The following is a 7547-nucleotide window of genomic DNA, read 5'->3' as shown; positions in this document are numbered from 1 at the left end:
ACCCCCAGCGCAATCCCAACAAACCCCACCAATATCCCCCCGGCATTGATGAACACCTGTGGATAACCCAGGCTCGCCACGTCGATGAAAGGGTAGGGGTAGGCCGCCAGCAAATCCCCGCGCAGCAGGGCATAGGCGAAATAGACCAAGGGGTAGATCATCCACAACCCAACGTGGCCCAATCGCAAGCTGCCTTTGGGCACGCACCGCCACCAATAGGCGATGTACAGCAACGGCACCACGTCATGCAGTAATTCATCGGCCACGAACTGCCAGCCCTCGGGCTGCCACAGATGGCGCAGCAGCAGGTTGTAGGCCAGGCTGACCAGGGCGATGCTCACGGCGATGCCGCTGCGTACACTGGGCCTGAGGAACCAGCGTCGGGCCGGGGAGGGGCGCGGGGTCAGCTCCCAGGTCAGCACCACCGCGACCAACAGGTTCGTCAGCACTGTAAAGAAGCTGAAGAAACTCACCAACCCACCCAGCAGGCTCGCGCCCAGTTCCCAGCGGCCCAGCAGAATCAGATACAGCTGGATGCTTAACCCCGCCCAGGCCAGCAGCGCTGCCACCGACACGAAGCGCTGCCGCAGGGTGAGGTGAGGACCTCTGACCATCCCCACGGCTATTCAGACCGGCCGTTTGGTGCGCATCAACTTGATGTACAGGCGCTCGACTTTCTCTCGCGCCCAAGGCGTCTTGCGCAGGAAGGTCAGGCTCGACTTGATGCTCGGGTCGCTCTTGAAGCAGCGGATATCGATGCGCTCAGCCAGGCCGGACCATTCGTAATGCTGCACGAGGGCGTTGAGGATCTGCTCCAGCGTCACGCCGTGCAGCGGGTTGTTGTTGGGTTCGGTCATTGGAGGCCTTCGCGCGAAAAAGGGTAAAGCCGCGCACCTTAGCCGAGGTGCCCTTGTGGTGGAAGCATAGCCTTCGTCGTGGCCTCCTGGGCCAGGCGCACTGTTACTGAATCCGAAATGATTCATGTCAATAAAAGCGCTTTCTCTATTTGTAACTGGACATTATCCTTGCGCCGCCTGCTGAAACGCTTCTTCTGGTGTGCCAGAGCCTCTGCGTATAGCTCACTCCTATCGAATTATCAAAAATGCCCGATGTTCTGACTTTATAAAGACAGCGCTATCTCAGACTGATTCCTGTGGGAGCGGGCTTGCTCGCGAAGGCCATTTTACATTCAACGCCGAGCTGACTGATCCGCCGCTTTCGCGAGCAAGCCCGCTCCCACAAGCGATCGCGGCAACCGAATTTGCCTTTTTTCAACTGAACCATGCCCCCGCAAGATCGTCATCTAAAGTGACTACTTGCGCGGGACTCCTCAAAACGACACGGAGAATCACACTATGAGCACTGAGGGTGCTTTGAGTCGAAGCCGTCTGCTCCCGAGCTTGCTCGGCATTCTGCTTCTATTGATGGGCCTGGCCCTGCTGGCCGGAGGAATCAAGCTGAGCACGCTCGGCGGCTCGCTGTATTACCTGCTGGCCGGTATCGGCCTGGCGCTGACCGGCGTGCTGCTGATCATGGCCCGTCGCGCTGCCTTGGGCTTGTACGCGCTGGTGCTGTTCGCCAGCACCGTGTGGGCACTCTGGGAAGTGGGCCTGGATTGGTGGCAACTGGTGCCGCGCCTGGCGATGCTGTTTGCCTTGGGCATCGTCATGTTGCTGCCGTGGTTCCGTCGCCCGCTGTTGACCGCCGATGCCTCGGCCATGGGCACTCGCGCATTGGGTGCCGCCGTGGTCATCGCCGGTATCGCCGCGCTCGCCAGCCAGTTCACTAACCCGGGTGAGATCAAGGGCCAACTGGACCGCGACAGCGTGCCGGGCATGGCCAACACCGCACCGGCCATGCCGGACGGCGACTGGAACTCCTACGGGCGCAGTGCCCATGGCGACCGCTATTCGCCGCTGGCGCAGATCACCCCAGAGAACGTCAGTAAGTTGAAGGAAGCCTGGTCTTATCGCACCGGCGACCTGCCAGGGCCGAACGACCCGGGTGAAACCACCGCCGAAAACACCCCGTTGAAGGTCAACGGCATGCTCTACGTGTGCACGCCTCACAGCCAGGTGATTGCCCTGGAGCCTGAGACCGGCAAGGAAATCTGGCGTTTCGATCCGAAGCTTTCCACGCAAAAAGCGGAAAACTTCAAGGGTTGGGCCCACATGACCTGCCGTGGCGTGACCTACCACGATGACGCCGTTTACGCCTCCGCCGAGCAGAGCCCGACCGGCGCCGCCAGCACCACGCCGGCCAGCACCGTGTGCCCACGACGGATCTTCCTGCCGACCGCCGACACCCGCCTGATCGCCCTCAATGCCGACACCGGCAAGATGTGCGAAGACTTCGGCGACAAGGGCCAGGTCGACCTGACCGCCAATATCGGCGGTTTCACGGCCGGTGGTTACTACTCCACTTCGCCACCGGCGGTCACCCAAAACCTGGTGGTGATCGGCGGTCACGTCACCGATAACGTTTCCACCGACGAGCCAAGCGGTGTCATCCGTGCCTACGACGTGCACACCGGCAAGCTGGTGTGGAACTGGGACAGCGGCAACCCCGACGACACCACGCCGATTGCCGAAGGCAAGACCTACACCCGCAACTCGCCGAACATGTGGTCCATGTTCAGCGTCGACGAAAAACTCGGCATGCTCTACCTGCCGATGGGCAACCAGACCCCCGACCAGTTCGGTGGATTCCGCACACCGGAATCGGAGAAATACGCCGCCGGCCTGACCGCCCTGGACATCGCCACCGGCAAAGTGCGCTGGTACTTCCAGTTCACCCACCACGACCTGTGGGACATGGACGTCGGCGGTCAACCGACCCTGATGGACCTGAAGACCGCCGATGGCGTGAAACCGGCCGTCCTGGCATCGACCAAGCAGGGCAGCATTTACGTGCTGGACCGCAGCAACGGCCAGCCGATCGTGCCGATCAAGGAGATCCCGGTGCCGCAAGGCGCGGTGGAAGGCGACTTCACCTCGCCGACCCAGCCGATGTCCGACCTGAACTTCGTGCCGCCGGTCCTTCAGGAACGCGACATGTGGGGCGTGACCCCGTTCGACCAGATGCTGTGCCGGATCGACTTCAAGTCCTTGCGTTACGACGGCATGTTCACGCCGCCGTCGCTGCAAGGCTCGATCGTCTATCCGGGTAACTTCGGCGTGTTCGACTGGGGCGGCATTTCGGTCGACCCGGTGCGCCAGATCGCGTTCGTCAACCCGAGCTACATGGCGTTCAAGTCGAAACTGGTGCCGGCGGCGGAAGTGGCCGGTGGCCCGGGTCGCAAGAGCGAAACCGAAGGCGTGCAGCCGAACAAGGGCGCGCCCTATGGCGTGATCCTCGAAGCGCTGCTCTCGCCCATGGGCCTGCCGTGCCAGGCGCCCGCGTGGGGTTATGTCGCGGCCGTGGACCTGACCAACAACAAGACCCTGTGGAGGCACAAGAACGGCACCGTGCGCGACAGCTCGCCGGTTCCGATCCCGCTGAGCATGGGCGTCCCGAGCCTGGGTGGCACGTTCACCACCGCCAGCGGCCTGGCGTTCCTCAGCGGCACGCTGGACCAGTACCTGCGTGCCTACGACGTGAAGAACGGCAAGCAGCTGTGGGAAGGCCGCCTGCCCGCCGGCGCCCAGACCACGCCGATGACCTACACCGGCAAGGACGGCAAGCAATACGTGCTGGTCGTCGCGGGTGGTCATGGTTCCCTGGGCACCAAGCAGGGTGATTATGTGATTGCCTACAAGCTGCCGGATTAAGCCCAACCGGCGCCCATGAAAAAGGCGACACCCTGGCGGGTGTCGCCTTTTTTTAGCAGCGCGGAGTCTCTGCGAACGCAGGCCTCCGAGCTTCCGAACTTTTGAGCTTCTGAACTTTTTAGCTTTTTAGCTTTTTAGCTTTTTAGCTTTTGTGGCGAGGGAGCTTGCTCCCGCTGGGCTGCGAAGCGGCCCCCTGCTTTGCCAGCCATCACACTGCAGGGGATGCTGACGCATCCAGCGGGAGCAAGCTCCCTCGCCACAGGGGATCGTGCTCAGCCTTGGGGTTGTGCTCAGCCTGTTTTACAGTTCGATCTTGACCGCCTGGGAAGCCCGGGTCGCCTTGGCGCGGGCGGCTTCGATGGATTCATCGCGGGCCAGGGCCACGCCCAGGCGGCGCTGGCCGTTGACTTCCGGCTTGCCGAACAAGCGCAGGGCGGTGTCCGGTTCGCTCAGGGCCACGCCGAGGTTGGCAAACGCGGTCTGGGTCGATTGACCTTCCACCAGAATCACCGACGACGCCGAAGGGCCGAACTGGCGGATCAACGGGATCGGCAGGCCGAGGATCGCGCGGGCGTGCAGGGCGAACTGCGACAGGTCCTGGGAGATCAGCGTCACCAGGCCGGTATCGTGCGGGCGCGGCGAGACTTCGCTGAACCACACCTGGTCACCCTTGATGAACAGCTCGACGCCAAACAGGCCGCGACCACCCAGGGCTTCGGTCACCGCCTTGGCGACGCGCTCGGATTCGGCGAGCGCCACCGGGCTCATGGCCTGGGGCTGCCAGGATTCCTGATAGTCGCCTTTTTCCTGACGGTGGCCGACCGGTGCACAGAACGTGGTACCGCCGACGTGACGCACGGTGAGCAAGGTGATTTCGTAGTCGAAGTCGATAAAACCTTCGATGATCACCCGGCCCTTGCCGGCACGGCCGCCTTCCTGGGCATAGTCCCAGGCTTCCTGCACGTCATCAGCGCTGCGCAGCAGGCTCTGGCCCTTGCCCGAGGAACTCATCACCGGCTTGACCACGCACGGGAAACCCAGGGTCTCGACGGCCTTGCGGTAGTCCTCCACGGTGTCGGCGAAAAAATACGGCGAGGTGGGCAGGCCCAGCTCTTCGGCGGCCAGGCGACGGATGCCTTCACGGTTCATGGTCAACTGCGCGGCGCGAGCCGTTGGGATCACGGTGAAACCTTCGGCTTCCAGCTCCACCAGGGTGGCGGTGGCGATGGCTTCGATTTCCGGCACGATGAAATGCGGTTTCTCGGCCTCGATCACCGCACGCAGGGCCGCGCCGTCGAGCATGTTGATCACATGGCTGCGGTGGGCCACTTGCATGGCCGGCGCGTTGGCGTAGCGATCCACGGCAATCACTTCAACGCCCAGGCGCTGCAGTTCGATCACCACTTCCTTGCCCAGCTCGCCGCTGCCACACAACAAAACGCGGGTCGCGGTGGGCGACAATGGGGTTCCGATACGGGTCATCTGAAGGTCCTCAAACAGGAGCGGATCATCGGGGCGCGCGCCGGGCGAGCTTCCCGTGGGGAGAAAGCGCGGCATTTTACATGAACCGCGTCAGCCGGCGACGGCCTGTTTGCGCAGACGCCAGGCCATGATCAGCCAGACGGCGGTGACCCCGGCGAATTTCGAGAGCAGGGCGGTGATCACCACGGCGGGCGTCAGGGCATCGATCAGGCCGAAGAAAATGAATGTATCCAGGGGAATGCTCAGGGCTGAACTGATCCACAACCGGTCATGGAGCGGGCGCTTGGTGATCGTGAACACCAGCCAGTCGATGCATTCGGACACCGCGAACGCCGTGGCGCTGGCCAGGGCGATGGTCGGATCCGAGGTGACATAGGACAACACCAGCGCCGCCAGCATCGCCACGATGGCGCCATGGCCGAAACGGGTCTGCACCATGTCCCGCAGGATAAACACCAGCCCGCCCCAGGCCGACCAGATGATGTCCAGGTGCGGCGCGGCGGAAAACGCGAAGTTGATCAGCACGACGCTGCTGATGTAGGCGAGCAGGAAAAGCATGGGGCGGGGTACCTGGTGGGGATGGAATGTCGGTGAAACCCTCAAGGGCAACGAAGCCCCTTGTGGCGAGGGAGCTTGCTCCCGCTGGGCTGCGAAGCAGACCCAAAACCTGACAACTCGGTGGATCAGATAGATCGAGGTGACTGTTTTTTGGGGGGCTGCTGCGCAGCCCAGCGGGAGCAAGCTCCCTCGCCACAAAGGCTGTGCTCAGTCAGTGAGTGAAGGGTACTTCAGCACCGCCCGTCCCTCAATCTGCCTCACTACCATCCAGTTTCCAATACCCCACCGCCTTCACAAAATCCTGGTCCAACCCTTTCTCCTCCAGCAACACCTTGCGAATCTGCCGCGACACCTTGCTCTCGGTCGCGACCCAGGCGTACAGCTTGCCGCCGGGCATGTCCAGCTGTTGCACGGTGCGCAGCAGGTTGTCCTGGCGCCCCTCGCGCAGCACCCAGATCACGTGCACCTGCGCCGGGCTTTGGAGCACTTGCTGCTCGGCGCCGTTTTCCACCTCCACCACCACCAGCGCACGCCGGTTGGGCGCCAGCCCTTCGAGGCGGCGGGCGATGGCGGGCAGGGCGGTTTCGTCGCCGATCAGCAGGTAGCTGTCGAAGATGTCCGGCACGATCATCGAGCCCCGGGGCCCGGCGATGTTGAGGTATTGCCCGGGCGCCGCCTGGGCCGCCCAGGTCGAGGCCGGGCCGTCGCCGTGGAGCACGAAGTCGATGTCCATCTCCAGGGTGTCCAGGTCATAGCGGCGCGGGGTGTAGTCGCGCATCTGGGGCATCGCGCCCTGGGTCTTACCAGCGCTGGGGCTGAAGTTTTCCAGGGCGGCGTGTTCCTCGGCGTTCTGCGGGAACAGCAATTTCACATGATCGTCCGTACCCAGGCTGGCGAACCCGGCCAGTTCCGGCCCGCCGACGGTGATGCGGCGCATGCGTGGGGTCAGGTCTTCCACCCGCAACACTTGCAGGCGACGGCGTTTGATGTCGTGGCTGACACGGTGAATGGTGTTTGGATCGACTTCGGTCATTGGCTTGACTCCGAGACAGGTGGACGGTCGGGGCCGTCGACGATGGCTTTGGCGGTGGCGTCGAGCAGGTCGCGCACCCGCCGGATTTCTTCCGGGCTCCAGCGGCCATGATGCTTTTGCAGGGCATGGCGCAGGTTATACACCGCTTCATGGATTTCCGCTGGACGGTCATGGCCGCGCAACGTGCGTTTGCTGATTTCGATGCGCGCACGCACCTCATTCAGCGCTTCGGCCTGGTCCTCTAGGGATAGACGTCCGGCATCGGTCACGCTGTAGCATTTTTTTCCATCGTCGACGCCGCAGATGATCATGGCGTTCATTTCCAGGAAGGTCAGGGTCGGGTAGATCACGCCGGGGCTGGGGCTATAGGCGCCGTCGAACATGTGCTCGATCCGGCGGATCAGGTCGTAGCCGTGGCACGGCTGTTCGGCGATCAGCGCCAGCAATAACACCTTCAAATCACCGGCGGCGAAGACCCGGGGAGCCCGACTGCCACGCGAGCCTGTCGGGCGTCGTTCGAAACCGTCGTGTTCGCGTTTGGAGGACGCGTCGGAATGAGAATAAAGGGCGTTCATATGCTGTCTCCGTTCTGCATATAGATAGCACTCAGATATGAATGGCACTTACTTAACCTTCTTCGGGTGTCCATTCTTCCTGACCTCAGCCCTTGCTGATCGACGTGTTTTCATCAGCATGGGGTAAGG

Annotated in this window: 7 protein-coding genes; 1 reads left to right on the top strand and 6 read right to left on the bottom strand. The window is 62.7% G+C overall.

The features are described 5' to 3' along the window. On the bottom strand, positions 1–614 hold a 614-nt coding region (locus HU767_RS28285), incomplete at its 3' end, for a Pr6Pr family membrane protein (RefSeq protein ID WP_186731085.1). Positions 615–626: 12 nt separating this feature from the next. Next, positions 627–857, bottom strand: coding sequence for a VF530 family protein (locus HU767_RS28280; RefSeq protein ID WP_003205228.1), 231 nt, complete (start codon positions 855–857; stop codon positions 627–629). A 498-nt stretch (positions 858–1355) separates the two neighbouring features. Here HU767_RS28280 and HU767_RS28275 point away from each other — a divergent pair, with 498 nt between their 5' ends. Continuing rightward, the gene (locus tag HU767_RS28275; protein WP_186731084.1) at positions 1356–3770 is read left to right on the top strand and encodes a glucose/quinate/shikimate family membrane-bound PQQ-dependent dehydrogenase; all 2415 of its coding nucleotides are present in this window, start codon (positions 1356–1358) and stop codon (positions 3768–3770) included. 300 nt (positions 3771–4070) lie between these two features. Here HU767_RS28275 and purT read toward each other — a convergent pair whose 3' ends face one another. The 4 genes from purT to HU767_RS28255 form a co-directional block, all read right to left on the bottom strand. Further along, on the bottom strand, positions 4071–5252 hold the full coding sequence (gene purT / locus HU767_RS28270) for a formate-dependent phosphoribosylglycinamide formyltransferase (RefSeq protein ID WP_186731083.1): 1182 nt from the start codon (positions 5250–5252) through the stop codon (positions 4071–4073). Between the two features lie 90 nt (positions 5253–5342). Continuing rightward, positions 5343–5810, bottom strand: a complete 468-nt coding sequence (locus HU767_RS28265) for a preQ0 transporter (RefSeq protein WP_186709959.1) — start codon at positions 5808–5810, stop codon at positions 5343–5345. 247 nt (positions 5811–6057) lie between these two features. Next, positions 6058–6843 carry a siderophore-interacting protein gene (locus HU767_RS28260; protein WP_186731082.1) on the bottom strand — a complete coding sequence of 262 codons (786 nt, stop codon included), beginning with the start codon at positions 6841–6843 and terminating at the stop codon, positions 6058–6060. Beyond that, positions 6840–7418 (bottom strand): PadR family transcriptional regulator, encoded by a 579-nt coding sequence (locus HU767_RS28255; RefSeq protein ID WP_186709955.1) that lies wholly within the window; start codon positions 7416–7418, stop codon positions 6840–6842. The genes HU767_RS28260 and HU767_RS28255 overlap by 4 nt, the downstream gene beginning before the upstream one ends. Positions 7419–7547 lie beyond the last annotated feature (129 nt).

Origin of the sequence: Pseudomonas sp. SWRI179, from assembly GCF_014268705.1 — a bacterium.
GTDB lineage: Bacteria > Pseudomonadota > Gammaproteobacteria > Pseudomonadales > Pseudomonadaceae > Aquipseudomonas > Aquipseudomonas zanjanensis.
Note: the sequence above shows the minus strand (reverse complement) of the source record. Positions and strands in the feature narration are given on the sequence as shown.

What these genes read in the sequence shown, in the direction of transcription:
- HU767_RS28280 (WP_003205228.1), bottom strand. Translation starts at nt 857, where the DNA reads ATGACCGAACCCAACAACAACCCGCTGCACGGCGTGACGCTGGAGCAG.
- HU767_RS28275 (WP_186731084.1), top strand. Translation starts at nt 1,356, where the DNA reads ATGAGCACTGAGGGTGCTTTGAGTCGAAGCCGTCTGCTCCCGAGCTTG.
- purT (WP_186731083.1), bottom strand. Translation starts at nt 5,252, where the DNA reads ATGACCCGTATCGGAACCCCATTGTCGCCCACCGCGACCCGCGTTTTG.
- HU767_RS28265 (WP_186709959.1), bottom strand. Translation starts at nt 5,810, where the DNA reads ATGCTTTTCCTGCTCGCCTACATCAGCAGCGTCGTGCTGATCAACTTC.
- HU767_RS28260 (WP_186731082.1), bottom strand. Translation starts at nt 6,843, where the DNA reads ATGACCGAAGTCGATCCAAACACCATTCACCGTGTCAGCCACGACATC.
- HU767_RS28255 (WP_186709955.1), bottom strand. Translation starts at nt 7,418, where the DNA reads ATGAACGCCCTTTATTCTCATTCCGACGCGTCCTCCAAACGCGAACAC.